Below are 25,815 nucleotides of genomic sequence, written 5' to 3'. Positions count from 1 at the left end.
GTGGCGCGGAACGGGATCACGGGACGGGGGGGTACGGCGCGGGGCCGCGTCAGGCCCGCAGCCGCGGGTCGCTGGCGGCGGCCGCGGCGGCGCGGGCGCGCTCGAGCAGCAGCGGCACCATCGGACCGAGGTCGTCGACGCCCGAGCCCACCGTGGTGCCCTGCAGGTGCCGGGCGTGGATCTGCTCGAGGATCACGAGCAGCTTGAAGTCGGAGAAGACGACGTACCACTCGATGTCGGCGACCTCGATGCCGCAGCGCTCGGCGTACATCCCCAGCACCGTCGCACGGTCGGGGAAGCCCGGCAGCGCGGTCGCCCCGGCGGTGATGGGGTTGGGGATCGCGCCCGCCTCGTCCCAGAAGCTCAGCAGCATGCCGACGTCGGCCAGCGTGTCGCCGACGGTGGCCATCTCCCAGTCGAGCAGCGCGACGATCCGGGTCGGGTCCTGCGGGTCGAGCATGAGGTTGTCGATCTTGTAGTCGCCGTGCACGATCCCGGGCCGCCCCACCGTCGGCATCGAGGCCTCCAGGCGGGCGGCCAGCTCCGCGAAGCCGGGCAGGTCGCGGGTGCGGACCTTCTCCCACTGCCGCTGCCAGCGCGTCAGCTGGCGCGCCAGGTAGCCGTCCGGCCGTCCGAAGTCGGCGAGCCCGACCGCGGCGGGGTCCACGGCGTGCAGCTCGACGAGCAGCGCGACGAGCGCCTCCGTCAGACCGGCGCGCTGCGCCGGGGTGAGCGTCGTGGTGTCCGCGGGGGTCCGCAGCGTGCGGCCCTCGACCTTGTCCATCACGTAGAAGTCGGCCCCGATCACCGCGGGGTCCTCGCACCGCGCCACGACCCGCGGCACCGGCACCGGCGAGCCGGCCAGCGCCCGCAGCACCCGCGCCTCGCGCCCCATGTCGTGCGCGGCGGCGGCCACCACCTCGCCGTACGGCGGGCGGCGCAGGATCCAGCTCCGCTCGCCGTCCCCGACCTCGTACGTCGGGTTCGAGCGCCCGCCGGCGACGAGACGGGCGGTGAGCGGCCCGCGGAGGCCGCCCTCGACGTGGGCGTCGAGGTAGGTCCCGAGCGCCGCGAGGTCGAGCTCGGTCGCGCCCGTGGGCGGGCTGCTGGTGGTCGTCATGATGCTCCCTTGTCCCGAAACTTACCGAACGCTCGCTCAGATAGCATGACGGGCGCGGCCCCGGTGGTCAACCAGGGCCGCACCCCCGCCCGGATCAGACGCCGAGGTACGCCTTGCGGATCGTCTCCGAGGTGCGCAGCTCCTCGGCGTCACCCGAGACGACGATCCGACCGTGCTCGATCACGTGGCCGGTGGTCGCGAGCCGGAGGGCGGCGTCGACACGCTGCTCCACGAGCACCACCCCGGCACCGGTCTCGGCCGCGATCATCGCGACGAGGCGGAACACCTCGGTGCTCAGCCGCGGGCTGAGGCCGAGGGACGGCTCGTCGAGGAGCAGGTAGCGGGGTCGCGACGCCGCCGCCCGCGCCAGCGCCACCATCTGCTGCTCGCCGCCGGACAGCAGCCCCGCCCGCTGGCCCCAGCGCTCCCGCAGCCGCGGGAACGCCTCCAGCAGGTGCTCGACGACGTCGGGGTCGCCGCCGCGGCCGCGCGCCGCGTGGCGACCCATGCCCACGTTCTCGGCGACGGTGAGACCGCCGAACAGGCGGCGCCCCTCCGGCACGTGGACGAGGCCGAGCCGGGCCCGGCGCTCCGGCCGCATCCGGTGCACCGGTGTCCCGTCGAGCGTGATGGTGCCGGCCGTCGTCGCGAGCAGCCCGCTGACGGTCTGCGCCAGGGTCGACTTGCCGGCACCGTTGGCGCCCACGACGGACACGATCTCCCCGCGGGGGACCTCGAGGTCGACACCGTGCAGCACCGCCAGCCGGCCGTAGCCCGACGCCACCTTCTCCAGCACGAGGCTCATGCCGTCTCCTCCATCTCGACGCCGAGGTAGGCCTCGACGACCGCCGGTTCGGCGAGCACCTCGGCCGCCGTGCCGTGCGCCAGCACGGCCCCGCTCTCCATGCAGGTCACCTCGTCGGACACCTGCGTGACGAGGTCCATGTGGTGCTCGACCACGACCATCGCGAGACCCTGCGCGCGCAGGGTGAGCATCAGCCGACCCAGCTCCGCGGTCTCGGCGGTGTTGAGGCCCGCCGCCGGCTCGTCGAGGATCAGCAACCGCGGCTCGCTCGCGAGCGCCCGGGCGATCTCGAGGGCGCGCTGCTTGCCGTAGGGCAGGCTGCCCGCCTCGACGTGGCCGTCCTCCCCGAGCCCGACGAGCGCGAGCAGCTCGCCCGCCCGCCCCCGCAGCTCGCGGGCCCGGCGGTACTGGCCCGGGTCCTTGAGCCACGCCCGCACCAGCGGCAGGCGGCCCGTGTCGGGGAACCCGGCCAGCACGTTCTCGGTCGCGCTCGCGTGGGTGAAGAGGAGCGGCGTCTGGAACGTCCGCGCGACACCGGCACGCACGATCGCGTGGGTGCGCCGCCCGTCGATGCGGCGACCGTCGAACGTGATCTCGCCGCCGTCGATCCCGTAGACGCCCGTGACCAGGTTGGCCACCGTGGTCTTGCCGGCCCCGTTGGGGCCGATGACGGCGTGGATGGTGCCGCGCCGTACGACGAGCTCGGCCGCCCGCACCGCCTTGATGCCGCCGAAGCTCTTCGACACGCCGCGCACCGCCAGGAGCACGTCGTCACCGACAGGCGCCGCGGCCGCAGCGGCCGTCTCGGCCCGCGCCGGGGCGGCCGAGCGCACCGGGGCGGCCGCGCCGGGCCGGCCGGGGAGCCGGTGCACCAGCTCGCCGAGGCCGCCCACGATGCCCTGGGGCAGGAAGGCGAGCGTGAGCACGAGGAGCACGCCGATGAGGCCGGGGGTGGAGAGGTACCACGTGTCGCTCACCTGGCGCTGCAGGTCCACGAGCGGCGTCAGCGCGTCGGTGCGCTGGAGCAGCACGATGATGACGGCACCGACCAGCGGCCCGGCGACCGTGCCGGCCCCACCCAGGATGACCGCGAGGATCATCGTGATGGAGAGCAGCATGGTGAAGCTCTCGGGCTGCAGGTGGGCGAAGACCTGGGCGTAGAAGACCCCGCCCAGGGCCCCGTACGTCGACGCCAGCGCCATCACCGCCACCTTGCGCCCGAAGACGTTGACGCCGAGGTGCGCCGCGAGGTGCTCGCTGGTGCCGATCGCGTGGAGCGAGCGGCCCCAGGGCGAGCGGGCCACGTTGCGGTAGCCGAGCAGGGCCACGACCGCGACGACGAGGATCGCGACGACCACGGTGGCCTCGGTGCCCGCGAACAGGGGCGGCTGGAGGCTGGTCCCGAACACCTCGAGGGGCGGCATGAGGCCGCTGCCGTGGTCGAGGGTGTTGGGGTAGCCGGAGAGCCGGCCGAGCGGCGCCCACTCGGCGAGCACCCGCTCGGTGAGGATGGCGACCACCAGGGTGACCATGGCGAAGGCCGGACCCCGCAGCCGCATGGTGCAGAGCGCGAGCAGGCTCCCGAACGCGGCCGTGACGACCAGCGCCACCACGATCGCGACCAGGGGGTGGAGGGCGGAGTCGACCGACAGGTAGGCGCTCACGTAGGCGCCGATCGCGAAGAACGCGCCCTGGCCGAGCGAGATGAGGCGGGCGTGGCCGGACAGGAGGTTCAGCCCGGCGGCCGCGACGGTCACCGCCACCACGACGGCGGCCGTCTGGGTGCCGGCGAGGGTCGTGCCGTCGCCGCTGAGGGCCGGCACGGCGATCCAGGCCGCGGCCGCCAGGAGCACCGCGAGGAAGCCCAGGTCGCGAGCGGCCTCACCCTGGCGGACGCGGTCGAGGAGGGAGGGGGCCGGGTTCGAGGTCGTCGTGCTCACAGCTTCGCCTCCACGCGTCGACCGACCAGGCCCTCCGGGCGGAGGACCAGCACCACGATGACCAGCGCCAGGCCGGCGACCTGGCCCCAGAGCGCGCCCAGCTCGTAGGCGCTCACCTGCACGACGACACCGAAGACGACGGCGCCGACGAGCGGGCCCCAGAAGGAGGTGAGGCCACCGATGACCGCCACGGCGAAGGCCGAGACGAGCACGTGCACGCCGAGGCCGGGCGTGGCGCCGACCTCGGAGGCCCACAGCACGCCCGCGAGCGCGGCGAGGGCGGTGGCCGCGGCGTACGCCACCGCGCCCACGAGCCGCGGAGAGATGCCCATGAGCGCGACCGTGCGCGGGTCCTCCGCGACGGCGCGCATGATGACGCCGCCCGACGTCCAGCGCGAGGCCGCGACGAGCGCGAGCGTCACCACGACGGCGATCACCGCGATGACCAGCGACTGCTTGTTGACCCCCACGCCCAGCACCTCGACGGTGCCCGGGTTGCGGGTCAGCTCGACCCGCTGCGGGTTCGCGCCCTCACCGTTGGTGAAGAGGTTGAGCAGCACGTAGGAGATGCCCACGGTGCTGAGCAACCAGCGCGAGTCGTGCTCGCCGCGCGCGAACGGCAGCACCAGCCAGCGGTGCACCACCGCGCCCAGCGCGCCGCCCACGAGCACCACGACGGCGAGCTTGCCCGGGGTGGGCAGCCACGACCAGCTGCCCACCCCCAGGGCGAGGAAGCCACCGACGGCGAGCAGCTCACCGGAGGCGAAGTTGAGGGTGCGGGTGGTGACGAACGTCAGCACCAGCCCCTGGCCGACGAGGGCGTACAGCCCCGCCAGCACGATCCCGGACACCACGGCGTCCATCGGCGGCCTCTCTCCCAGGTTCTCGGGTCGTCGGTACGGCGCTCAGCAGCCGTCGGCGATGCACGAGCCCAGGTCGCCCCGGGCCTCCAGCGCGCCCTCGCCGTCGAACCCGAAGACGATCCACTGCGACGGGTCCTCGGGCTCGTAGATCTCGTGGTCACCCGCACCGAACGGCTGCTCGTAGACGTCGTCGCGCACGGACACCTGCTCGAGGCCCTCCATGGCCTCGCGGACGCCGTCGAAGTCGCGGGCGTCGCCGACCTCGGCCACGGCCTGGAGGTAGGCGTCGACGGCCGCCATCCAGCTGTAGACGTTGGTCGGGATGATCGGCGCCTCGCCGTACTCCGCCTCGTAGTCCGCCGCGATCCCGGCGACGGTGTCGCCGGTCAGGTCGCGCGGGTCGATGAAGACCAGGTTCTCCCACTGCTCGGGGTCGGCCAGCGTGGCGAAGTCCGCGAGGATCGTTGCGTTGGTGACGACGCGGTCGGCGGCGAGGCCCTCCTGGGCGATCGCCTTGGTGACGGTCGCCGTGTCGGCGCCGGCCGTGATGGCGAGGAAGACGGTGTCGACGCCGGCGGCCGCGAGCCGCGAGATGCCGGCGCTGAAGTCGGTCGTGCCGGGCTGGATCGCCTCGACGGCCGCGATCTCGGCGCCCAGCTCCTCGGCCTCGGCCTCGATGGACTCGGCGCCGCTCTGCCCGTAGGCGTCGGCCGAGTGCACGATGCCCACGGTGCTGTCGCCCGAGAAGAGGTACTGCGCCACGACGGAGGAGAGGTCGCTGGCGTTGTAGTTGGTGCGGAACAGCCAGTTGGGGTCGAGCGACTCGTCCATGATCTCCGGGGCCAGCGCGGCGCTCAGCCACGGGCGGCCGCTGCGCTGGATGACCTCGGCCACCTGGAGCGCGTTGCCCGACTGCGGGGGACCGAAGATCGCGTCGACGTCCTCGGTGTTGAGGAGCTGCTGCACGGCCGCCGAGGCGCCGTCGGGAGTGCCCTTGTCGTCGACCGTGACGATCTCGACGTCCAGGCCGTACTCGTCGGCGAGGTCGGCCACGGCGAGCTCCACGGGCCGCACGAGGTCGGTGTGGAACTGCGGCGCCGCGCCCGTCTCGGGACCGACGAGACCGATGCGCACGACACCGTCCTCGCGCTCGGACGAGCTGTCGTTGCCACACGCGGCGAGGCTGGCCACCGAGGCCACGGCGAGCGCTGCGACTGCGAACTTCTTCATGGTTCTTCTCCTGGAGTCGGCCGCTCCCGTCGAGCGTGACCGGCGTCACCGTACGGCCCAACCGAGCACATTGCAATACCGAACGTTCGCTATAAATAAATGTCGATCAGGCTGCAACGGAGGGACTTGAGCGGGAACCGCATACCGAGCGATCGCTCATTTCTTGCGCCCGCCGGGGTTGCGCTCCCTCCGCGTCGCCTCCCGTGGCGCTGGGGTCGCGACTCCGCGACGCGCCCTCCTCGACACCCACTCCGGGGCGGACATCAGGCAGGATCAGCGACCACATCGGCCACCGCGGCCGGCACGAGGCAGGAGCACACATGGCGACGTCGGGACGCCGGGGCGGGCGCGCGGTCATCATCGAGGGCGCGGTCGAGCTCTTCGGCAAGGTCGGCTACCACGGGGCCTCGACCCGGGACATCGCCGCGGCCGCGGACGTGACGGTCGCGTCGATCTACTACCACTTCAAGTCGAAGCAGCAGATCCTCCAGGCGATCATGGTCGAGATCCTCAGCGAGGTGATCGAGGAGACCCGTGCGGCCGTGCTGGCCGCCGGCGGCGACGCGGACGAGCAGCTCGCCGCCCTGGTCCGCACGTGGGTCCTGTTCCACATCCGGCGCCAGCGCGAGGCGCTCATCGGCGCCTCCGAGATCCGCAGCCTGGACGACGGGGGGCTCGCCGCGATCGTCGCGCTGCGCGACCAGCAGGAGACCCTCTTCCGCGCGGTGGTCGACCGCGGCGTCACCGACGGGACGTTCTCCACCCCCCATCCCCGCGAGGCCGCGCGCGCCATCATCAACATGAGCCGCTCGATCGTGAACTGGTACCGCACCGACGGCCCGGTCGCCCCGGAGGAGATGGCCGCGACCTACGCGGACCTCGCGCTCGCGATGGTGCGCTGACCCACCACCCGCTCCGCGCCTTGACGCCTCGTGTGGCCCGGCTTACATTGAGCAAGAACTGAGCGAGCGTTCGTTTAGAAGGAGCTGGAGTGGACTTCCCCGACGCACATGCGGAGCGCACCCCCGACAAGGTCGCCTACGAGCTCGGGGACACCCGGGTGACCTACGCCGAGCTGGTCGACGACTCCATCCGCATCGCCAACCTGCTGCGCGAGCGCGGGATCGCCGACGGCGACGTCGTGGCCCTCCTGCTGCCGAACGTCGTCGGACTCCTCGAGGTCGCGTGGGCCGCGCAACGCTCCGGCCTGCGCTACACCGCGATCGCCGAGCGCCTGACCGCCAGCGAGGTCGCCTACATCCTGGCCGACTCCGGCGCCCGCGCACTCTTCACCGCCACCAGCCACGCAGCCGTCGCCGCCACGGCGCTGGCCGAGGTTGACCGCCCCGTCGCGGCCTTCACCGTCGACGGCCCGGCCGCCGGGTTCGAGGACGTCTTCGAGGACCTCCGCCCGCTCCTGCCCGCCCAGCCCGCGGAGCCGACCGGCCCCGAGCGCGAGGGCGTCGACCTCCTCTACTCCTCCGGCACGACGGGCCGCCCCAAGGGCGTCGCGGCGAGCCTCCCGAACGCGCCGCTGGGCACCGCTCCCGGCACGGCCCCGTTCCTCCAGGCGACCTGGGGCTTCGACGCCGACACGATCTACCTCTCGCCGGCGCCGCTCTACCACGCCGCCCCCCTGCGCACGTCCATGACGGTGCAGCGCTTCGGCGGCTCCGTGGTCGTCATGCCGAAGTTCGACGCGGCCGAGGCCCTGCGCCTCATCGAGGTGCGCCGCGTGACCCACACCCAGATGGTGCCGACGATGTTCGTGCGGATGCTGCAGCTCCCCGACGAGGTGCGTGCCGCCGCCGACCTCTCCTCGCTCCGGGCCGTCATCCACGCCGCCGCGCCGTGCCCACCCGAGGTGAAGCGGGCGATGATCGACTGGGTCGGCCCGATCGTCGACGAGTACTACTCGTGCACCGAGGCCATCCTCCTCACCGTCATCCGCTCCGCGGAGGCGCTCGAGCGGCCGGGGTCCGTGGGCCGTGCCGTGCTGGGCACCCCCCACGTCCTCGACGCGCAGGGTAACGAGCTGCCACCCGGCGAGCACGGCACCATCTGGTCCGAGGGCGGCCTGGACTTCAGCTACCTCAACGCCCCGGAGAAGACCGAGGCGACCCGCAACGAGCGGGGCTGGCGCACCGTCGGCGACCTCGGGTACGTCGACGCCGACGGCTACCTCTACCTCAGCGACCGTCGCGAGGACCTCGTGCTCGTCGGGGGCGTCAACGTCTACCCGCAGGAGGCGGAGAACCTCCTCGTCGCGCACCCCGACGTCGCCGACGCCGCGGTGTTCGGGGTCCCCCACCCCGAGTACGGCGCGGAGGTGCGCGCCGTCGTGCAGCTGCGGCCGGGCCTCGAGCCGAGCCCGGAGCGCGCCGAGGCGCTGCTCGAGCACGTGCGGGAGCACCTCACACGCGTGAAGTGCCCGCGCACGCTGACCTTCGCCGAGGAGCTCCCCCGCACGCCGACCGGGAAGCTGCTGCGCCGCGTGCTGAAGGAGCAGCACGCGGGCTGACCCGCGGCGTACGGATCAGGGCTTGGTCCACCTCGGGTGCTGGCGGTCGCCCTTGCACACCCAGCGCTTGTGGTTCTTGTCGTAGCCGCTCTTGCCGTAGGACGCCTTGGGGCAGAACTGGCCGCCCTTGATGCACGTGCCGCTCGAGGTCTTCGTGCAGCTCGCCGCCGGTGCCGCGGCGTGGGCGGCGGGCGACAGGGCGGGCGACAGGGCGGGCGACGCCACCAGCCCGGCGAGGACGAGGGAGACGGTGGCGAGCAGGGTGCGGAACCTCATGGACGCACGCTAGGAACCCGGGGGCCGTCTGTCCCGGGTTCGCCGGGGAGACGCCGCAGAGGTCTGGACCGGACCCGACGGGTCCGCTACCCGCCCGGACGCACGAGACCCGTGTCGAAGGCGTGCACGACGGCGGCGGCCCGGTCGCGGAGCCCGAGCTTGGTGAAGATGCGGCCGACGTGGCTCTTGACCGTCAGCTCCGAGATCGTCAGCTCGGCCGCGATCTCGCCGTTCGTCAGGCCCCGGCCGATGGCCCGCAGCACCTCGGTCTCCCGCTGGGTGAGCACGTCGAGGCTGGCGGAGGACGCGGGCGAACCGGGCGAGACGGCGCGGTACGTCGCGAGCACGCGCCCGGTGACCGTGGGGTCGAGCCAGGACGCGCCGGCAGCGACGGCGTGGGCGGCGCGGACCAGGTCGTCGGCCGGGGTGTCCTTCAGGCAGAAGCCGGCCGCGCCCGCCCGGAGCGCACCGGAGAGCAGCTCGTCGTCGTCGAAGGTGGTCAGCACCAGCACCGGTGGGGCGTCCCCGGCCGCGCGCAGGGCCGCCGTCGCCGCGATCCCGTCGACGCGGCGCATCCGCAGGTCCATCACGACCAGGTCGGGCGCGTGCGCCGCGACCGCCGCGGGCACCCCGTCCCCGTCGTCGCACTCGGCCACGACCTCGAAGCCCGCCCGCCGCCGCAGGATCCGGCGCAGCCCCGAGCGCACGAGCTCCTGGTCGTCGACCAGCAGCACGCGGACCGGCGGCCGCTCGCTCATCCCGCCACCTCCGCCTCGACGACCCACCGCACGACGCCGCCCTCGCGGCGTCGGCCCGCCCGCAGCGTGCCACCGAGCCCCGCCACGCGGGCGGCCATCCCCTCGGTGCCCGACCCGTCGGTGCCGGGGACCGCACCCGGGGGCACGTCGTTCACGACGCGGAGGCGGGCCCCGCGGCGTACGTCGACCTCGACCCGCACCGGCGCACCCGGCGCGTGCCGGGCGGCGTTCGCCAACGACTCCTGCAGCACGCGGTAGAGGCCCAGCCCGAGGGCGGGCGGCACCGCGGCGAGGTCGCCCTCGAGCGCCGCCTCCACGGGGAGGCCCGCCGCGCGCACCTGCGCGACCAGGGCCGGCAGGTCGCGGGCGTCGGGCAGGGCGTGGCGGTCCCCGCCGTCGCCTCCCCTGTCCCCGTCGCCCCTGTCCCCGTCGCCGCGGGCCAGGAGCCCGACCGTGCGGCGGATGTCGGCCATCGCGCGTCGACCCACCTCCTCGGCGTCGGCCAACGCCTCGCACGCCTCGCGCGTCGCCTCCTCGAGCGCCGCGGCCCGCCCCTCCGCCGCGTCGGCGACCCCGTCGAGGAGCACCTGGCGCGCTCCCGCCACGTGCAGGACGGTCACGCTGAGCGAGTGCGCGACGAGGTCGTGGATCTCGCGCGCGATCCGCTGCCGCTCGGCCAGCGCCGCCCGCTCCGCCTCCTGCGAACGGGCCGCCCGCTCGGCCGCCAACGCCCGCATCTGCGTGCGGAACCAGTAGCCGACGACCCCGCCGAGGCACACCTCCAGCACGCCCACGACGGCCCCGCCCGGGTCGGCCGCGATGCCGAGCAGCGGCCCCGGCAGCACCACCGCGACGCCGATGGCGGACCCCGCCGCCAGGGCCCCGACGCGCGCGCTCGTCGCCGCGGTCACGTGGGCGACGAGGAACGCCACCGAGACGGGCAGGAAGTCGGCGAGGCCGGTGGTGACGACGGGCAGGACGGCGATCCAGGCCGCCCCCGCGAGCCCGGCCGCGAGGTCGACCCACGCCGGCACCCACGCGCGCAGCAGCGCCTGCGCGGCGAACGGCGCCGCCATGACCCCGACGGCGAGCACCGCCGGGGAGAAGAGCGCGTCCCGCTGGACGAGCGCCACCAGCGCCGCGGCGACCTGGGCGAGCACCGCCGTCGTGCCGATCCACCAGGGCGCGGCCAGCCCGTGCCGCAGCGCCTTGTCCTCGATGCGGGCGCGCAGGCCGGCGGGCGGGCGCGGTACGCCGGGGGCTCGCTCCACAGGGGCACCCTAGGCGTGCGCACACCGGTGCGACATCCCTCCGCGACACCCGACGGCACCCCGCCGGTCTCCTCCCACGGGAGGAGACCGACACCCTGCCGTCGACCGATGCGCCGCTTCCCCCGGCGTCCTAGCGTGGAGGAGCACGCGCCCGCACGCCCGAGGAGGACGAGACATGCCCCTGCTGGACCGCGCCGACCACGTGCCCGCCGAGCGGGACCCCGTCGGCGACGTCCGGGCGGCGGCCCGCTGGGTGGGCGAGCACGCGCTGACCCGGGCGTTCTTCGAGCACGCGGCGCGGAGCGGCGAGCTGTTCGCCCGGATCGACTGCGACCCGGCCCTGCGCGCGGACCCCTACCCGGCGTACGAGGAGCTCCGCTCCCTCGGCCGGCTCGTCCCGGGCCGCGTCGTCTCCGCGACGACCGACCACGCGCTCACGACGGCCTTGCTGCGCCACCCCGACGTACGGGTCGGCGCCGGTCTGCGCGACCTGCCCGGCCCCCTCGGCGTCCTGGCCCGCTGGGGCACCGACCCGTGGGCCGCCGGACCGATCGACCCGCCCTCGCTGCTCGCCACCGACGGCGTCGACCACGCCCGCATGCGGCGCCTCGTCAACCGCGCCTTCACCGCCCGTCAGGTGCGCAGCCAGGAGGACCTCGTCGCCGCGACGGCCGAGCGCCTGCTCGACCGGATCGAGCGGGCGGGCGCGGAGCGCACCGACCTGGTGGACGCCTACGCCGCCCAGCTCCCCGTCGCGGTGATCGGCGCGATCCTCGGGGTGCCCGAGCGCGACCACCGCCAGCTCCTCGCCTGGGGCAACAGCGCCGCCAGCCTGCTCGACCCCGGGCTGCGCTGGGGGCGCTACCGCCGCGCCAGCAGCGCCGTGCGCGCGATGCACCGCTGGGTGACTGCGCACGTCGAGGAGAAGCGGCGCCACCCCGGTGACGACCTGCTCAGCCAGCTCGCGCTCCTCGACGGCGACGGCGACGAGACGCAGCTGACCGACCTGGAGCTGCGGGCCGTCGCCCTGCTCGTGCTGGCGGCCGGGTTCGAGACGACCGTCAACCTCATCTCCAACGCCGTGGTGCTGCTCGAGCAGCACCGCGACCAGCGCGAGCGCGCCCTCGCGGAGCCCGACCTGTGGGCCGGCGTCGTGGAGGAGACGCTCCGCTTCGACCCGCCGGTGCAGAACTCGCTGCGCATCGTGCCCCACGACCTCGAGCTCGAGGGCGTCGAGATCGGGGGCGGCACGCCCGTCCTGCTGTTCCTCGCCGCCGCCAACCGCGACCCGGCCGTGTTCGACGACCCGCGGGTGTTCGACGTCGCGCGCCCGAACGCGAACGCCCACCTCGCCTTCTCCTCCGGTGCGCACTACTGCCTCGGCGCGGCGCTGGCCCGGGCCGAGGCGCGGATCGCCCTGCAGATGCTCCACGAGCGGTTCCCCGACCTCCGCGTCGACGGCACCCCGCGACGCCGGGAGACCCGGGTGCTCCGCGGCTTCGAGCGGCTGCCGGTCGCCCCCGGTCGGGTCGCCGCGCCGGCCTGAGGACCGGCGCGACGTCCACCCGCGGGTGGACGCGCGGGGCCCGGGCGGCGCCGTACCCTCGGCGTCCATGAGCGCCACCTCCGCCCTCCCCCGGCAGCCGCGGCGGCTGGGGCCGCGGGGCGAGGCGTGGTTCGACCGGGGGCTCGCGGTCGGGCTCACGGGGCTGAGCCTGCTGATCGGGGTCGCCGCCGGCGCCGCCGACTGGGCGCTCCTGGGCCTGCTGCAGTGCGCGCCGCTGTGGTGGCGACGCCGCTTCCCCGTGGCCGTGTACGCCGCGGTGGCCGCCGCCAGCGCCCTGCAGGTGCTGCTCGTCGACATGCCCCTGTTCTCGCAGCTCGCGTACCCGGTCGCCGTCTACGCGGTCGCCCGCTTCTCCACGGCGACGGCGGGGGCCGTCGCCCTCGTCGTCGGCCTGGTGGCGGCCGCGACGGCGGCGTGGGACTGGACCTCGCCGTACGTGGACCCCGGCGACTACCCGGTGGAGCAGGTGGTCAGCTACGCCACCACGATCGGCGTCATCGTGGTCGCCGCGTGGGCGCTGGGGACGCTGGGACGCACGCGGGCGGCGTACGTCGACGCGCTCCGCACCCACGCCGAGCAGGTGGCCCGGGACGCCGAGCAGCGCGCCGAGCTCGCCGCCTCCGACGAGCGGGCCCGCATCGCGCGCGAGATGCACGACGTCGTCGCGCACGGGCTGTCGGTGATGGTGGTGCAGGCGGACGGGGCGCGGTACGCCGCGGCGAAGGACCCCGACGTCGCCACCGCGGCGCTCGGCACCATCGCGGCGACCGGGCGCGAGTCGCTCGGCGAGATGCGGCGGCTGCTGGGCCTGCTGCGCTCCGAGGACACCGGCACGCGTCCGCAGCCCGGCCTCGACGACCTGGCGGGCCTGCTCGAGCAGGCCCGCGCCGACGGGCTCCCGCTCACCGTGCGGCTCCCCGACCCCCTGCCGACCGTGCCGACGGGCACGGGGCTCGTGGTCTACCGGGTGCTGCAGGAGGCCCTCACCAACGTGCGGCGCCACGCCGGCCCGGTCCGCGACGTCGAGGTGGTCGTGGACGCGGAGCCGGGCGGGCTCGTCGTGCGCGTCACCGACGACGGGCGGGGCGCCGCGGCCGGCGAGGGACGTCCCGGCGGTGGCCTCGGGCTCGTGGGGATGCGGGAGCGGGTGCGCGCCGCGGGCGGCACGCTGACGACGGGGCCGCGGGGCGGCGGCGGGTTCGAGGTCGTGGCGCGGGTGCCGGTGTGAGGATGGCCCGGTGAACGCCCCGCCGATCCGCGTCTTCCTCGTCGACGACCAGCAGATGGTGCGGGCCGGGTTCCGCATGCTCGTCGAGAGCCAGGACGACCTGACCGTCGTCGGGGAGGCCGGTGACGGGGAGGAGGCGCTGCGGTCGCTCGCCGCGCCGGCGGGCAGCGACCGACCCGTCGCCGACGTGGTGCTCATGGACGTGCGCATGCCGCGGCTGGACGGCGTCGAGGCCACCCGCGCCCTGGCCGAGCGGGCCGCGGCGGGTGCGCCCGTGCCGCGGGTGATCGTGCTGACGACGTTCGACCTCGACGAGTACGCCTTCGCCGCCCTCAAGGCCGGCGCCTCCGCCTTCCTCCTCAAGGACGCCGCTCCCCCGGACCTGCTGGAGGCCGTACGGCGCGTGCACGCCGGCGACGCCGTCGTCGCGCCCTCCACGACCCGCCGCCTGCTCGACCACGTGGCGGCGACGCTGCCGGACGGGCTGTCGGGCGGGTCGTCGGGCGGGTCGTCGGGCGGGTCGTCGGGCGGGTTGTCGGGCGGGGCGGACCGCGGCGCACCGGGGTCGCCGGCCTCGCCCGCCGACCACCCACGGCTGGCGACCCTGACCGAGCGCGAGGCCGAGGTGCTGGAGCTCGTCGGGCGCGGGCTGTCGAACGGCGAGATCGCCGCCGAGCTCGTGCTCGGCGAGGCGACGGTGAAGACCCACGTGGGGCGGCTGCTCGCCAAGACGGGCTCCCGCGACCGGGTGCAGCTCGTCGTGCTGGCCTACGAGGCGGGCGTGGTGGGGCCGGGCTGAGCCCGGGTGGGAGACTCCCCGCGTGTCCCGCGCCCGGCAGCTCCTCGACCGCGTCGTGGCCGCCGCCGAGGAGGACGGCTTCGGTGCGCACGCCGCCCACGTGCTGGTCGGCGACGCGACCGCGCGGCACCTGTGGAGCGAGGACGTGCGACGCGATGTCCACTCCGCCGCCAAGGGGGTCTGCGTGCTCGCGGCCGGGATCGCCCACGACGCGGGGATCTTCGACGTCGACGCGCCGGTCGGCCGGTGGTTCCCCGGCCTGGCGCTGGGCGCGGGCGTCGAGGACGTCACGACGCGGCACCTGCTCGGCATGACGAGCGGCATCGACCTGCCCTGGTCGGAGACGCTGCTGACGGACTGGCCGGACCTCGCGCACGAGCTCCTGTCCCGCCCGTCGGCCGGGCGGGTGTTCCAGTACTCCAACGCCAGCACCTACACCGCCATGCGGGCGCTCGGGTCGGTCGTGGGCGACGTCGCCGACTGGCTGCGTCCGCGGCTGTTCGACCCGCTCGGCATCGACGCACCGCCGTGGGACCGCTGCCCGCAGGGGTGGATCGCCGCCGGCGGGGGTCTCCACCTCACCATCGACGAGCTCGCCCGCCTCGGACGGCTCGTCCGCGACGACGGGTGGTGGGAGGGGACGCGCCTGGTCTCCGCGGACTGGCCGCGCGCCATGCGCACGACCTGGGTCGAGCGTGAGGCCCACCCGTCCTACGCCCGGTACGGCCTCGGTGCCTGGGGCGGACCGGGCGACGCGTGGCGCCTGCACGGTGCCCACGGCCAGCTGGTGGTCCTCCGCGGGGACACGGTCGTGACCCTGACGGCCCACGACCACGCTGGCGCCGACCGGATGGCGGAGCGCGTCGTCGAGGCCGCAGCGGGGGCGTCGGGGGCGTCGGGCTGAGGAGAATGCGCGCCGGGGAAGGAAGACGCGGACCGGGAGGCCCCCTGGATCGATCCAGTCGAGGCACCGGTCCGCGTTCTCTTTCCCCGCGCTCTCGACCCGTCCGCGTCTTCTTTCCCCGAGCGCCGACCCGGCCGCCTCCACCCACGGGTGGACGCAGGGTCCACCCGGGGTCCCACCCCCGTCGTACCACCGCCCCCGAGGATCAACCGCTCGCGTGACGACGCGGGGGTGCGCCGTCCCTAGCGTTCCGGTCATGTCCACCACACCCTTCACCGACCTGGTCCAGCCCGCCCCGGCCGGCCCTGCCCTCGCGGCGAGCGCCCGGGGCCTGACGAAGACCTACGGCCGCGGCGACGCCCAGGTGCACGCGCTCCGGGGCGTCGACCTCGACGTGCCGGCCGGCCGGTTCACGGCGGTCATGGGCACCTCGGGATCCGGCAAGTCCACCCTCATGCACTGCCTCGCGGGGCTCGACCAGCCCACCGCGGGGTCCGTCACCATCGCCGGACGCCGGCTCGACGGTCTCGGCGACGACGACCTCACGCGCTTCCGCCGCGACCACGTCGGCTTCGTCTTCCAGGCCTTCAACCTGCTGCCGATGCTGACGGCGGGCCAGAACATCCTGCTGCCGTTCGAGCTCGCGGGCCGGAAGGTCGACGCGACCGTGCGGGCGCGGTACGACGAGGTCGTCGCCACCCTCGGCCTCGGCGACCGCCTCGGGCACCGCCCGGGCGAGCTGTCCGGCGGGCAGCAGCAGCGGGTCGCCATCGCCCGCGCGCTCGTCGCGCAGCCCGCGATCGTCTTCGCCGACGAGCCGACCGGAAACCTCGACTCGGACACCTCCGCGGAGGTGCTCGGGTTCCTGCGGCGCTGCGTCCGCGAGCTCGGCCAGACCGTCGTGATGGTGACGCACGAGCTGGACGCCGCGGCGTACGCCGACGACGTCGTCGTGCTCGCCGACGGCACGGTGCGGGCGCACCTCGTCCAGCCGGACGCGGACCGGCTCGTCGCGACGCTGCGGCCGGGCAGCACGGGTCCCCTCGGCACGGGCGGACACGGGGGTGCCGCCCGATGAGGACCGTGCTGCTCGCGTCGCTGCGGACGCACACCCGGCGCTACGTGGCCGCCGTGCTGGCGGTCGCCATCGCCGTCGCCTTCGTCGTGGTGACCGACGCGATCGCGTCGGCCGCGCGCGGCGGGCTCACCGACGAGATCGGCAAGCCCTACGAGCGGGGCGACCTCGTCGTCACCGGCGGGGCGGTCGACGCGTGGCCCTCGAACGAGGGCGTCGAGGCCGTCCTCGCCCACGCCGCGGACGAGGGCGACAGCGCCGCCCCGCTCGCCGAGGCGTGGGCGCCGATCGACCGGACCGACGGCACGTCGATCGTCGAGGACGCCTCCATCGGCACCTGGGCGGCCGACCCCGACCTCGTGTGGCAGGACCTCGTCGAGGGCCGGGGCGTCGAGGACCCCGACGAGGTCGTCGCCGACGCCTCCGGCGCCCAGGCCAACGACCTCGGGATCGGTGACGAGGTGGTCGTCGGGTCCGGTGACGCGGCGACCACCCTCACCATCGTCGGCCTGGCCGACGGCACGACGTTCACGTCGAGCGCCCTGTGGGCCGACTTCTCCGTGGTCTCCTCGCTCGACTACTGGTCGGCGGAGACGGTGACGTACGCCGTCGGTCCCGACCACGACGTCGCCGACGCGGCGGCGGAGGTCGCGGCGCTGGCGAGCACGGAGACCGCGGTCGGCGAGCTCGTCACCTGGTCCCCCGCCGAGGTCGCCGACGACCGGCTGCAGAAGGCGAACCAGCAGGTCGACGTGCTCTCGATGGTCGTGCTGCTCTTCGCGGCGATCGCCGCCGTCGTCTCCGTCATGGTCATCGCCAACACGTTCTCGATCCTGTTCGCGCAGCGCCAGCGCGACCTCGCGCTGCTCCGCTGCGTGGGCGCGACGCGCCGGCAGGTACGACGCTCCGTGCGCCTCGAGGCCCTCGTCGTCGGCCTGCTGTCGTCGGCCACCGGCCTGCTGGCGGGCGCCGCGCTCGGCTTCGGCGGCGTCGCGCTGCTGCAGGCGACCGTCGACTTCCCGCTCGGCACGCCGCAGCCCTCCCCGGTGTGGTGGGGCGCCGCCTTCGCCGGGGGCGTGCTGACGACGGTGGTCGCCGCGTGGGTGCCGACGCGCACCGCCACCCGGGTCAGCCCGCTCGCCGCGCTCCGCCCCGAGGCGGCGCCCAGCGTGCGGACGGCGGCCGGTCGCGTGCGGATCGCCCTCGGTCTCGTCGTGGTGGCCGCCGGCGTGGTCGGCCTGACCGCGGCGGTCTCCACCGGCGAGATGGTCGTGATGGTGGCGGGGGGCACGCTGTTCTTCGCCGGGGTCGTCCTGCTCGGTCCCGTCCTGGTGCCCGCCGTCCTGCGGCTGGTGGGCCTCGTCGTGCGGCGTACCGGACCCACGGCGCGCATCGCCGGCGACAACGCGGTCCGCAACCCGCGACGCACGGCGGCGACGACCGCCTCCCTGCTCATCGGGGTCACGCTCACCACCGCCGTCCTCACCGGCATGGCGACCGCCCGGGCGGCGACGGACAAGGAGATGGACGAGCAGTACCCGCTCGACGTCACCGTCGCCGCCGAGGACGGCCCGATCGGCGCCGAGCTCGCCGACCGCGTCACGGGCTTCCCGGGGGTCGAGGCGTCGCTGGTCGTGCCGGGCGGCGCGGTCGCGGCGGCCCCGGTGCTCGACGAGACGGTCGCCGGGGTGCCGGTCGACCAGCTGTTCGCGGACGAGGCGCTGGCCGTGGTGGCACCGGGGGCGGCCCCCGACGCCGACGCCGCCCTCGACGAGGTCGTGCGCGGCGACCGCGGGATCGCGCTGCCCGGCGACGACGAGATCCTCGTGCCGTCCGGGCTGACCGGCGAGACGGGGCTGACCGAGCGGCTCGAGGTGAGCACGCCCCGCGGGACGCTGACGCTGCGGGCGCGCTACGTCGACAGCGCCTGGGGCACGGCGGCGATCGTGGCGCCGGACACCCTGGAGGCACTGCTGGGCCCGGACACGGCGCCGTACGCCGCGTGGTTGCGCGCCGACGGGGACGACCTCGACGACCTGCTCGCCGACCTCGACGCGGCCACCGCCGGGACCGGGGCGTCGGTGACGCCGCTCGTGGAGCAGCGCAACTGGATCGGTCGGCAGCTCGACGTCGTCGTCATCGCCGTCGTGGGCCTGCTCGGGATCGGCGTGCTCATCGCGCTCATCGGCATCGGCAACACGCTGGGGCTCTCGGTGCTGGAGCGGTCGCGGGAGAACGCGCTCCTGCGGGCCCTGGGCCTGACGCGCCGGCAGCTGCGCCGCACGCTGGCGACCGAGGGAGTGCTGCTCTCCGTGGTCGCGACGCTCATCGGCACGGCCGTCGGGGTCTACTTCGCGGTCGTCGGCGTCAAGGTGATGGTGCAGCCGTCGATCCCCGAGGCGACGATGGTGCTGCCCTACGGGCAGCTGGCGGTGGTCGTCGTGGTCGCCGCGCTCGCCGGGCTCGTCGCCTGCGTGCTCCCGGCCCGCCGCGCCGCTCGCACCGCCCCGGCCGCGGGGCTGACGGCGGACTGAGCGCGGCACGGCCCGCGTCGAGTCGGGATGTTCGGCGCGATCCGCCGAACATCCCGACTCGACGCGAGAGACCTCAGGCGAAGGCGTCCTTGCCGGGGCCGAGGACGGGGAGCCACTCGCGGACGACCTGGTCGACGACGACGCCCACCTTGACGAACGGGTCCTCCGCCGTCAGGGCCCGCACCTCGTCGGCCGAGTCGCCCCGGAACAGCAGGAGCGCGCCGGCGGGCTCGTCGGCGCCCCAGGGGCCCGACACGACCATCCGGCCGGCCTCGGCGAGCCCGGCGAGGTACTCGCGGTGCGTCGCGCGCTCCGCGTCCCGCAGGGCCACGTCGTCGGAGTAGGTGTAGGTCACCGCGTAGATGCTCATGCGGGCATCCTCCCAGGGCCCGCTGGCTATGCTGCGCGCGTGTCCGCCGTCGATCGTCCCGGGCCCGACTGGCCGGGCGTGCACCTGCACGTCGTGACCGGCAAGGGCGGCACCGGGAAGTCCACCGTCGCCGCCGCTCTCGCCCTCGCCCTGGCCTCCCGCGGCAAGGAGGTGCTCCTCTGCGAGGTCGAGGGCCGGCAGGGCATCGCCCGCATGTTCGACGTCGACCCGCTGCCCTACGAGGAGCGGCGCATCGCGAAGGGCCTCCCCGCGGAGCCCAGCGGCGCGGCCGGCACGGTGCACGCGCTGCACATCGACGCCGAGTCGGCCCTGCTCGACTACCTGGCGATGTACTACCGCCTCGGCCGCGCCGGCCGCGCCCTCGACAAGTTCGGCGTCATCGAGTTCGCGACCACCATCGCGCCCGGCGTGCGCGACGTGCTCCTCACGGGCAAGGTCTTCGAGGCGGCGAAGCCGGGCCGACGGGGCAAGAACGCCCGCCAGTACGACGCGGTCGTGCTCGACGCGCCCCCCACGGGCCGCATCACCCAGTTCCTCAACGTCTCCGACGAGCTGGCCGGACTGGCCAAGGTGGGGCCGGTGAAGTCGCAGGCCGACCTCATGATGACCCTCTTCCGCTCCTCGCGGACCGCGGTGCACTTCGTGACCGTGCTCGAGGAGATGCCCGTGCAGGAGACCGCCGACGGCATCGCCGACCTCCGCCGCACGGGCCTGCCCGTGGGCGGTGTGGTGGTCAACCTGACGCGTCCCGACGAGCTGGACGCCGACGACCTCGCGGCCGTCACCGCGGGTACGGCGCAGGCGGCGCCCCTCGCCGAGGACCTGGCCGCCGCCGGGATCGACGGCGGGCCCGACGAGCTCACCGACCTCGCCGAGCACCTGCTCGCGCAGGGCCGGGACCACGCGGAGCGCAAGGCGCTCGAGGACGCGCAGCGGGAGCTGGTCGCGACGTACGGCGTCCCCACCTACGAGCTGCCCCGCATGGCGGGCGGCGTCGACCTCGGCGGGCTCTACGAGCTGGCGGGACACCTGCGGCGACAGGGGATGGCATGACGGTCAGCAGCACGCCCGGCGGCGGGGCGGCGGAGCGGCTCGGGAGCCACCGGCGCAGCAGCCACCGGGTCGGCCGGTTGGCGGGCGACCCGACGAAGGCCGCGCCGCACCTCGACCTCGACGCGCTCGTCGACGACCGCGGGACGGGCATCGTCGTCTGCTGCGGGTCGGGTGGCGTCGGCAAGACGACGACGGCGGCGGCCCTCGCGATGCGCGCCGCGGAGCGCGGTCGGAAGGTCGTCGTGCTCACCATCGACCCGGCCCGCCGGCTCGCGCAGTCGATGGGGATCGAGGAGCTCGACAACACCCCGCGCCCGGTCGTCGGGATCGACGCGAGCAACGGCGGCTCGCTCGACGCGATGATGCTCGACATGAAGTCGACCTTCGACGAGGTCGTCGAGAGCCAGGCCAGCCCCGAGAAGGCCCGGGCGATCCTGGAGAACCCGTTCTACGTCGCGCTGTCGAGCTCGTTCGCGGGCACGCAGGAATACATGGCGATGGAGAAGCTGGGCCAGATCCACCGGCAGGCGAAGGTGGACGGCACCTACGACCTCATCGTCGTCGACACCCCGCCGTCCCGGTCGGCGCTCGACTTCCTCGATGCCCCGGAACGGCTCTCGAGCTTCCTCGACGGGCGCTTCATCAAGCTGCTGCTCGCGCCGGCGAAGGGTCCCGCCAAGGTGCTCGGCATGGGGTTCGGCCTCATCACGGGAGCCCTGACGAAGGTGCTGGGCGCCCAGGTGCTCACCGACCTGCAGACGTTCGTGGCGGCGTTCGACACGGTCTTCGGCGGGTTCCGGCAGCGGGCCCAGCAGACCTACGCGCTGCTGCAGGACGCCCAGACCGCGTTCGTGGTGGTGGCCGCGCCCGAGCGGGACGCGCTGCGCGAGGCGGCCTACTTCGTCGAGCGGCTCGCCGACGACCGGATGCCGCTGGCCGGCCTGGTCGTGAACCGGGCCCACCCCCAGCCCCCGGTGGACCTCGGCGCGGAGGAGGCCGTCTCGGCCGCGCGGTGGCTCGCGCGGAACGCGGAGTCCCCGGGAGCCTCGGGAACGAGCGAGGGCGGTACGGCGCTGCACGACCCCGCGCTGGCCGAGGGCCTGTTGCGGCTGCACGCCGACCACGTGCGCATCACGGAGCGGGAGGGCGAGCTGCGCCGACGCTTCGCGGCGACGCACCCGGAGGTGGCGACCGCCGTGGTGCCGGCGCTGGCCAGCGACGTGCACGACCTCGACGGGCTCCGCCGGGTCGGCGACCTGCTGGCCGTCGGTCGGATCTAGCCCGACCGCACCTGGTCCGACCGCACCTGGTCCGACCGCTCAGCGCGTCAGACGACGACGGCGGCGGCGTGCTGGGCGCGGGCGCTCTGCAGCACCTCGCGCCACGACTCCTCGGGGCGACGACGCAGCAGCGCGCGGCGCTCCCGCTCGGTCATGCCGCCCCAGACGCCCCACTCGATCTGGTTGTCGAGGGCCTCGGCGAGGCACTCGGTGCGCACCGGGCAGCCCTGGCACATCTGCTTGACCTTGTTCTGCTCGGCACCGCGGACGAACAGCTCGTCCGGCGTCGACTTGCGGCAGACCGCCTCGTTCGTCCAGTCCTCGACCCACATGTGATGTCCCCAGATCATCCGGAGGATCCGCAGCCCCACGCCGCTCGCCCTCACCATTCCAACCCAACACCGAGAAAGGTAAAGAAAGGCTGAGGAGATTCACAGACCCGCACGGCTCACGTCGCATAGTCCGAAATGACTAGGACGTCCCCCGCGCGGGGCACGGGACCCACCCGTTCGGGGGAGCCGCCGCGGGCTCGTCCGCGGAGGAGACCCTTCACAGGTTCACCCCGTACCCTTCTGCACCATGGCCTCCTCTGATCCCGAGCGCCTCACGGCCGCCCGCGTCGTCAAGCACCTCCTCGTAATGGTCGCGGGCTCGGTCGTGCTGGGCGTCGTCGCCTCGGGCCTCGCGCTGCCGTTCGCCGGACTCCTCGGGGTCGGCGCGCGCAACGTCTCCGAGAGCGTGAAGGAGCTCCCCGCGGAGCTCGAGACCAGTGCACTGCCCCAGCGCAGCCGCATCCTCGACGCCAACGGCGCCCTGGTGGCGACGCTGTTCGACGAGAACCGCGTCAACGTGCCCCTCACCCAGGTGGCGCCCGTGATGCGCGAGGCCATCATCTCGATCGAGGACTACCGCTACTACGAGCACGGCGCCCTCGACATCAAGGGCACCCTGCGCGCGTTCGTCATCAACCAGGCCTCCTCGGGCGTGGTCCAGGGCGGCTCGTCCATCACCCAGCAGATGGTGAAGCTGACGCTGATCCAGCAGGCGGGCGACGACGAGGAGGCCCGGCGGGCGGCGACCGCGGAGACCGTGGCGCGCAAGATCCAGGAGCTCCGCTACGCCATCGCGATCGAGAACACCTACTCCAAGGACTGGATCCTGGAGCGGTACCTCAACCTCGCCTACTTCGGCAACGGCGCCTACGGCATCCAGTCCGCGGCGAAGACCTACTTCGGCGTGGACGCGGCCGACCTCACCCTGCCGCAGGCGGCGCTCCTCGCCGGTCTGGTGCAGAACCCCGTCGGCCTCGACCCCACGGTCAACCCCGACCGTGCCCTGCAGCGCCGCAACGTCGTCATCGACCGGATGGCGCAGCTCAACGTGATCGACGACGCCGAGCAGCAGGCGGCCCGCAGCAGCGACCTCGGCGTCAACGTCGCGGCCCCGTCCAACGGCTGCGTCTCCTCGGCGGCGCCGTTCTACTGCGACTACGTGCTGCGCTACCTCGTGGCCGACCCCGCCCTCGGCGAGTCGGAGGCCGACCGCCGCGCGCTGCTCTACGAAGGCGGCCTGACGATCCGCACCCCGCTGCGCCTGCCCTTCCAGGCGGCCGCCGACGAGGCCGTCTCCGAGACGGTCGACCCCACCGACAACGCCATCGGCGCCCTCGCCATGGTGGAGCCGGGCACGGGCTACGTCCGCGCCGTCGCCCAGTCGCGCCCCATGGGTCGGGACGTGGACGCGGGCCAGACCTACCTCAACTACACGGTGCCGGAGCGTCTCGGCGACGCCAACGGCTTCCAGGCCGGCTCGACGTTCAAGACGTTCGTGCTCGCCGCGGCCCTCGAGCAGGGCATCCCGGTGTCGTGGGGCATCAACTCCCCGGAGCAGGTGCGGCTCCGCGAGTCGTCCTTCAAGGACTGCGACGGCGAGCCCTACGGCGGCTCCACGATCTGGGACCCCTCCAACTCGACCAGCTCGGGCTACATGACGATGACGACGGGCACGCGCCTGTCGGTCAACACGTTCTACGCCCAGCTCGAGCAGCGCACCGGCCTCTGCGAGCCGTTCGAGCTCGCCCGGTCGATGGGCGTCGAGCTCAATAACCCGACCGGCAGCGAGGAGCCCGGCCGCGGCGCGGAGCGCATCCCCTCCTTCGTGCTCGGCGTGGCCGACGTGAGCCCCATCGAGATGGCCGAGGCGTACGCGACGTTCGCCGCGCGCGGCCAGCACTGCGACGCGCTCCCGGTGCAGCGCATCCTCGACTCGGCCGGCAACGTCCTCAAGGACTACCTGCCGACCTGCGACCAGGTGATCCAGCCGGAGACGGCCGACGCGGTCAACGAGATCCTCTCGGGCGTCCTGGGCTCCGGCGGCTTCGCCTCGGCCCAGAACCTCGGCATCGACAACGCCGGCAAGACCGGAACGACGCAGAACGGCCGCTCCGTGTGGTTCGCGGGCTACACCCCGAACCTGTCGACCGCGGCCATGATCGCCGGCGCCAACAGCCAGGGCTCGCCGATCCCGCTGTCGGGCCAGCGCGTCGGCGGCCGCACGTTCTACAACGTGTCGGCCTCTGGCTACGTCGCCCCCATGTGGGGCGACGCCATGCGCGGCGTCCGCGACGAGCTCGCCGGCGACGACTTCGAGCGGTTCAGCGCCTCGGCCCTGCGCGAGGCCGTCGGTCCGCCCGACCCGCAGGGCTTCCTCGGCCTCGGCGGCGGTGGCCGCAGCGAGCGCAGCGGTACGTCGCGGGGCTCCACCACCAACGAGAACCGCACGCGCGAGCCGGAGACGACCGCGCCCGAGCCGGCCGACCCCGAGCCCGGGGCCGGAGCCGGCGGTGGTGGGGGTGCTGGCGGCGGCGCTGGCGGCGGCGCTGGCGGCGGCGCTGGCGGCGGCGCTGGCGGCGGCGCTGGTGGCGGCGACGCCGGGCCCGGCGACGGTGGCGGCCCCGGTGGTGGTGCCGGTGGTGGCCCCGGCGGCGACGGCGGCCCGGGCGCCGGGGGCTGACCCCGCGCCGTACCGAACGACACGAGCGCCCGCTCTCCTCACGGAGGGCGGGCGCTCGGCGTACGGGGGCCGGGCGGACCCGGCGGGCTTACCAGCCCGGGTGCTGCCCCACGAGGTTGACGGAGCCGGCGCGCTCGCCGTCGGCGAGCGCCCGCACCTCGCCGGCGACCCAGGCCTCGACGCCGGTCTCGGCGAGAATCGCCAGGGCGGCGTCGACGGAGCCGGGGTCGGTGAGGGCGACCATGCCGACGCCGCAGTTGAGCGTCGCCTCGACGTCGGCCTGGGCGACGTCGCCCGCCTGCCGCACGACGTCGAAGACGGGCAGCGGGGTCCAGGTGCCGCGGTCGATCGTGACGGTCAGCTCGGCCGGCAGGACGCGCTCGAGGTTGGCGGCCAGGCCGCCGCCGGTCACGTGGGCCATGGCGTGCGTCGCGGTCTCACGGGCGAGCCGCAGGGACGGCTTCGTGTAGAGCTTCGTCGGCGTCAGCAGCTCCTCGCCGAGGGTGCGGCCCAGCTCGTCGACGTGGCGGTCGAGGGTCCAGCCGGCGCCGGCGTCGGACAGCAGCACGTGACGCACGAGCGAGTAGCCGTTGGAGTGCACGCCGGACGACTTCATCGCGATGACGACGTCGCCGGGACGCACGCGGCCGGGGCCGAGCATCTGCTCCGCCTCGACGACGCCGGTGGTGGCGCCGGCGACGTCGTACTCGTCGGGGCCGAGCAGGCCCGGGTGCTCCGCGATCTCGCCGCCGACGAGCGCGCAGCCCGCCTCGACGCACGCCTCCGCGATGCCCTTGACGATCGCGGCGATCCGCTCGGGCACCACGCGGCCGGTCGCGATGTAGTCCGTCATGAACAGCGGCTCCGCGCCGCACACCACGAGGTCGTCGACGACCATGCCGACGAGGTCGAAGCCGATGGTGTCGTGCTTGTCGAGCGCCTGGGCGATCGCGACCTTCGTGCCGACGCCGTCGGTCGACGTGGCCAGCACCGGACGGTCGTAGGCCTTGAGCGCGCTGGCGTCGAACAGGCCGGCGAAGCCGCCGAGGCCGCCGATGACCTCGGGACGGCGGGACTTCTCGACCCAGCCCTTCATCAGGTCGATCGCGCGGTCCGCGGCCTCGATGGAGACGCCGGCGGCGGCGTACGCGTTCTCGGGCTGGTTCACGTGGTCTGCTCCCAGGGGTC

The 25,815-nt window shown here is 74.6% G+C and carries 22 protein-coding genes; 11 read left to right on the top strand and 11 right to left on the bottom strand.

The genetic code is table 11. The features are described 5' to 3' along the window. Positions 1–49: 49 nt before the first annotated feature. From PIR53_18560 to PIR53_18540, 5 genes are all read right to left on the bottom strand, one after another. The gene (locus PIR53_18560) at positions 50–1,120 is read right to left on the bottom strand and encodes a phosphotransferase family protein (GenBank protein ID WZH52006.1); all 1,071 of its coding nucleotides are present in this window, start codon (positions 1,118–1,120) and stop codon (positions 50–52) included. Positions 1,121–1,214: 94 nt separating this feature from the next. Beyond that, the gene (locus PIR53_18555; GenBank protein ID WZH52005.1) at positions 1,215–1,925 is read right to left on the bottom strand and encodes an ABC transporter ATP-binding protein; all 711 of its coding nucleotides are present in this window, start codon (positions 1,923–1,925) and stop codon (positions 1,215–1,217) included. Beyond that, on the bottom strand, positions 1,922–3,865 hold the full coding sequence (locus PIR53_18550; GenBank protein WZH52004.1) for a branched-chain amino acid ABC transporter ATP-binding protein/permease: 1,944 nt from the start codon (positions 3,863–3,865) through the stop codon (positions 1,922–1,924). The genes PIR53_18555 and PIR53_18550 overlap by 4 nt, the downstream gene beginning before the upstream one ends. Beyond that, positions 3,862–4,728, bottom strand: coding sequence for a branched-chain amino acid ABC transporter permease (locus PIR53_18545; GenBank protein WZH52003.1), 867 nt, complete (start codon positions 4,726–4,728; stop codon positions 3,862–3,864). Before PIR53_18545 ends, PIR53_18550 begins: the two co-directional genes overlap by 4 nt. Before the next feature lie 42 nt (positions 4,729–4,770). Further along, complete coding sequence (locus tag PIR53_18540) at positions 4,771–5,958, bottom strand: ABC transporter substrate-binding protein (GenBank protein ID WZH52002.1); 1,188 nt, start codon at positions 5,956–5,958, stop codon at positions 4,771–4,773. A 320-nt stretch (positions 5,959–6,278) separates the two neighbouring features. Here PIR53_18540 and PIR53_18535 point away from each other — a divergent pair, with 320 nt between their 5' ends. Then, positions 6,279–6,860 (top strand): TetR family transcriptional regulator, encoded by a 582-nt coding sequence (locus tag PIR53_18535; protein WZH52001.1) that lies wholly within the window; start codon positions 6,279–6,281, stop codon positions 6,858–6,860. A gap of 89 nt (positions 6,861–6,949) precedes the next feature. Further along, positions 6,950–8,479 (top strand): AMP-binding protein, encoded by a 1,530-nt coding sequence (locus PIR53_18530; GenBank protein WZH52000.1) that lies wholly within the window; start codon positions 6,950–6,952, stop codon positions 8,477–8,479. Between the two features lie 15 nt (positions 8,480–8,494). Here PIR53_18530 and PIR53_18525 read toward each other — a convergent pair whose 3' ends face one another. From PIR53_18525 to PIR53_18515, 3 genes are all read right to left on the bottom strand, one after another. Then, positions 8,495–8,755, bottom strand: coding sequence for a hypothetical protein (locus tag PIR53_18525; protein WZH51999.1), 261 nt, complete (start codon positions 8,753–8,755; stop codon positions 8,495–8,497). A gap of 86 nt (positions 8,756–8,841) precedes the next feature. Further along, the gene (locus PIR53_18520) at positions 8,842–9,513 is read right to left on the bottom strand and encodes a response regulator transcription factor (GenBank protein ID WZH51998.1); all 672 of its coding nucleotides are present in this window, start codon (positions 9,511–9,513) and stop codon (positions 8,842–8,844) included. Continuing rightward, entirely contained in the window at positions 9,510–10,784 is a 1,275-nt protein-coding gene (locus PIR53_18515; GenBank protein ID WZH51997.1) for a histidine kinase, read from the bottom strand. Before PIR53_18515 ends, PIR53_18520 begins: the two co-directional genes overlap by 4 nt. A gap of 175 nt (positions 10,785–10,959) precedes the next feature. Between PIR53_18515 and PIR53_18510 the strand changes: the two genes are divergently transcribed. From PIR53_18510 to PIR53_18485, 6 genes are all read left to right on the top strand, one after another. Next, on the top strand, positions 10,960–12,330 hold the full coding sequence (locus tag PIR53_18510; GenBank protein WZH51996.1) for a cytochrome P450: 1,371 nt from the start codon (positions 10,960–10,962) through the stop codon (positions 12,328–12,330). A gap of 67 nt (positions 12,331–12,397) precedes the next feature. Then, the gene (locus PIR53_18505; GenBank protein ID WZH51995.1) at positions 12,398–13,579 is read left to right on the top strand and encodes a histidine kinase; all 1,182 of its coding nucleotides are present in this window, start codon (positions 12,398–12,400) and stop codon (positions 13,577–13,579) included. 10 nt (positions 13,580–13,589) lie between these two features. Next, positions 13,590–14,378 carry a response regulator transcription factor gene (locus tag PIR53_18500; protein ID WZH51994.1) on the top strand — a complete coding sequence of 263 codons (789 nt, stop codon included), beginning with the start codon at positions 13,590–13,592 and terminating at the stop codon, positions 14,376–14,378. A 22-nt stretch (positions 14,379–14,400) separates the two neighbouring features. Then, positions 14,401–15,282: a serine hydrolase gene (locus PIR53_18495; protein WZH51993.1), complete on the top strand. Its 882-nt coding sequence runs from the start codon at positions 14,401–14,403 to the stop codon at positions 15,280–15,282. Positions 15,283–15,538: 256 nt separating this feature from the next. Then, positions 15,539–16,360 (top strand): ABC transporter ATP-binding protein, encoded by an 822-nt coding sequence (locus PIR53_18490; protein ID WZH51992.1) that lies wholly within the window; start codon positions 15,539–15,541, stop codon positions 16,358–16,360. Then, positions 16,357–18,891 (top strand): FtsX-like permease family protein, encoded by a 2,535-nt coding sequence (locus tag PIR53_18485; GenBank protein WZH51991.1) that lies wholly within the window; start codon positions 16,357–16,359, stop codon positions 18,889–18,891. The genes PIR53_18490 and PIR53_18485 overlap by 4 nt, the downstream gene beginning before the upstream one ends. Positions 18,892–18,964: 73 nt before the next feature. On the opposite strand, the gene PIR53_18480 is transcribed toward PIR53_18485, so the two are convergent. Beyond that, on the bottom strand, positions 18,965–19,261 hold the full coding sequence (locus PIR53_18480; protein WZH51990.1) for a YciI family protein: 297 nt from the start codon (positions 19,259–19,261) through the stop codon (positions 18,965–18,967). Between the two features lie 39 nt (positions 19,262–19,300). Between PIR53_18480 and PIR53_18475 the strand changes: the two genes are divergently transcribed. Both PIR53_18475 and PIR53_18470 read left to right on the top strand, forming a co-directional pair. Further along, positions 19,301–20,335, top strand: a complete 1,035-nt coding sequence (locus PIR53_18475; protein WZH51989.1) for an ArsA-related P-loop ATPase — start codon at positions 19,301–19,303, stop codon at positions 20,333–20,335. Further along, positions 20,332–21,615, top strand: a complete 1,284-nt coding sequence (locus PIR53_18470) for an ArsA-related P-loop ATPase (protein WZH51988.1) — start codon at positions 20,332–20,334, stop codon at positions 21,613–21,615. The genes PIR53_18475 and PIR53_18470 overlap by 4 nt, the downstream gene beginning before the upstream one ends. Positions 21,616–21,662: 47 nt before the next feature. Here PIR53_18470 and PIR53_18465 read toward each other — a convergent pair whose 3' ends face one another. Continuing rightward, positions 21,663–21,947 (bottom strand): WhiB family transcriptional regulator, encoded by a 285-nt coding sequence (locus tag PIR53_18465; protein ID WZH54478.1) that lies wholly within the window; start codon positions 21,945–21,947, stop codon positions 21,663–21,665. Between the two features lie 247 nt (positions 21,948–22,194). Here PIR53_18465 and PIR53_18460 point away from each other — a divergent pair, with 247 nt between their 5' ends. After that, the gene (locus PIR53_18460; protein WZH51987.1) at positions 22,195–24,627 is read left to right on the top strand and encodes a transglycosylase domain-containing protein; all 2,433 of its coding nucleotides are present in this window, start codon (positions 22,195–22,197) and stop codon (positions 24,625–24,627) included. Between the two features lie 88 nt (positions 24,628–24,715). On the opposite strand, the gene purM is transcribed toward PIR53_18460, so the two are convergent. Beyond that, positions 24,716–25,795: a phosphoribosylformylglycinamidine cyclo-ligase gene (purM, locus tag PIR53_18455; GenBank protein WZH51986.1), complete on the bottom strand. Its 1,080-nt coding sequence runs from the start codon at positions 25,793–25,795 to the stop codon at positions 24,716–24,718. Between the last annotated feature and the right edge of the window lie 20 nt (positions 25,796–25,815).

Origin of the sequence: Nocardioides alkalitolerans (assembly GCA_038184435.1) — a bacterium.
Taxonomy (GTDB): Bacteria; Actinomycetota; Actinomycetes; order Propionibacteriales; family Nocardioidaceae; genus Nocardioides; species Nocardioides alkalitolerans_A.
Note: the sequence above shows the minus strand (reverse complement) of the source record. Positions and strands in the feature narration are given on the sequence as shown.

What these genes read in the sequence shown, in the direction of transcription:
- PIR53_18490 (WZH51992.1), top strand. Translation starts at nt 15,539, where the DNA reads ATGTCCACCACACCCTTCACCGACCTGGTCCAGCCCGCCCCGGCCGGC.
- PIR53_18545 (WZH52003.1), bottom strand. Translation starts at nt 4,728, where the DNA reads ATGGACGCCGTGGTGTCCGGGATCGTGCTGGCGGGGCTGTACGCCCTC.
- PIR53_18555 (WZH52005.1), bottom strand. Translation starts at nt 1,925, where the DNA reads ATGAGCCTCGTGCTGGAGAAGGTGGCGTCGGGCTACGGCCGGCTGGCG.
- PIR53_18560 (WZH52006.1), bottom strand. Translation starts at nt 1,120, where the DNA reads ATGACGACCACCAGCAGCCCGCCCACGGGCGCGACCGAGCTCGACCTC.
- PIR53_18460 (WZH51987.1), top strand. Translation starts at nt 22,195, where the DNA reads ATGGCCTCCTCTGATCCCGAGCGCCTCACGGCCGCCCGCGTCGTCAAG.
- PIR53_18470 (WZH51988.1), top strand. Translation starts at nt 20,332, where the DNA reads ATGACGGTCAGCAGCACGCCCGGCGGCGGGGCGGCGGAGCGGCTCGGG.
- PIR53_18535 (WZH52001.1), top strand. Translation starts at nt 6,279, where the DNA reads ATGGCGACGTCGGGACGCCGGGGCGGGCGCGCGGTCATCATCGAGGGC.
- PIR53_18540 (WZH52002.1), bottom strand. Translation starts at nt 5,958, where the DNA reads ATGAAGAAGTTCGCAGTCGCAGCGCTCGCCGTGGCCTCGGTGGCCAGC.
- PIR53_18525 (WZH51999.1), bottom strand. Translation starts at nt 8,755, where the DNA reads ATGAGGTTCCGCACCCTGCTCGCCACCGTCTCCCTCGTCCTCGCCGGG.
- PIR53_18465 (WZH54478.1), bottom strand. Translation starts at nt 21,947, where the DNA reads ATGTGGGTCGAGGACTGGACGAACGAGGCGGTCTGCCGCAAGTCGACG.
- PIR53_18520 (WZH51998.1), bottom strand. Translation starts at nt 9,513, where the DNA reads ATGAGCGAGCGGCCGCCGGTCCGCGTGCTGCTGGTCGACGACCAGGAG.
- PIR53_18485 (WZH51991.1), top strand. Translation starts at nt 16,357, where the DNA reads ATGAGGACCGTGCTGCTCGCGTCGCTGCGGACGCACACCCGGCGCTAC.
- PIR53_18505 (WZH51995.1), top strand. Translation starts at nt 12,398, where the DNA reads ATGAGCGCCACCTCCGCCCTCCCCCGGCAGCCGCGGCGGCTGGGGCCG.
- PIR53_18510 (WZH51996.1), top strand. Translation starts at nt 10,960, where the DNA reads ATGCCCCTGCTGGACCGCGCCGACCACGTGCCCGCCGAGCGGGACCCC.
- PIR53_18480 (WZH51990.1), bottom strand. Translation starts at nt 19,261, where the DNA reads ATGAGCATCTACGCGGTGACCTACACCTACTCCGACGACGTGGCCCTG.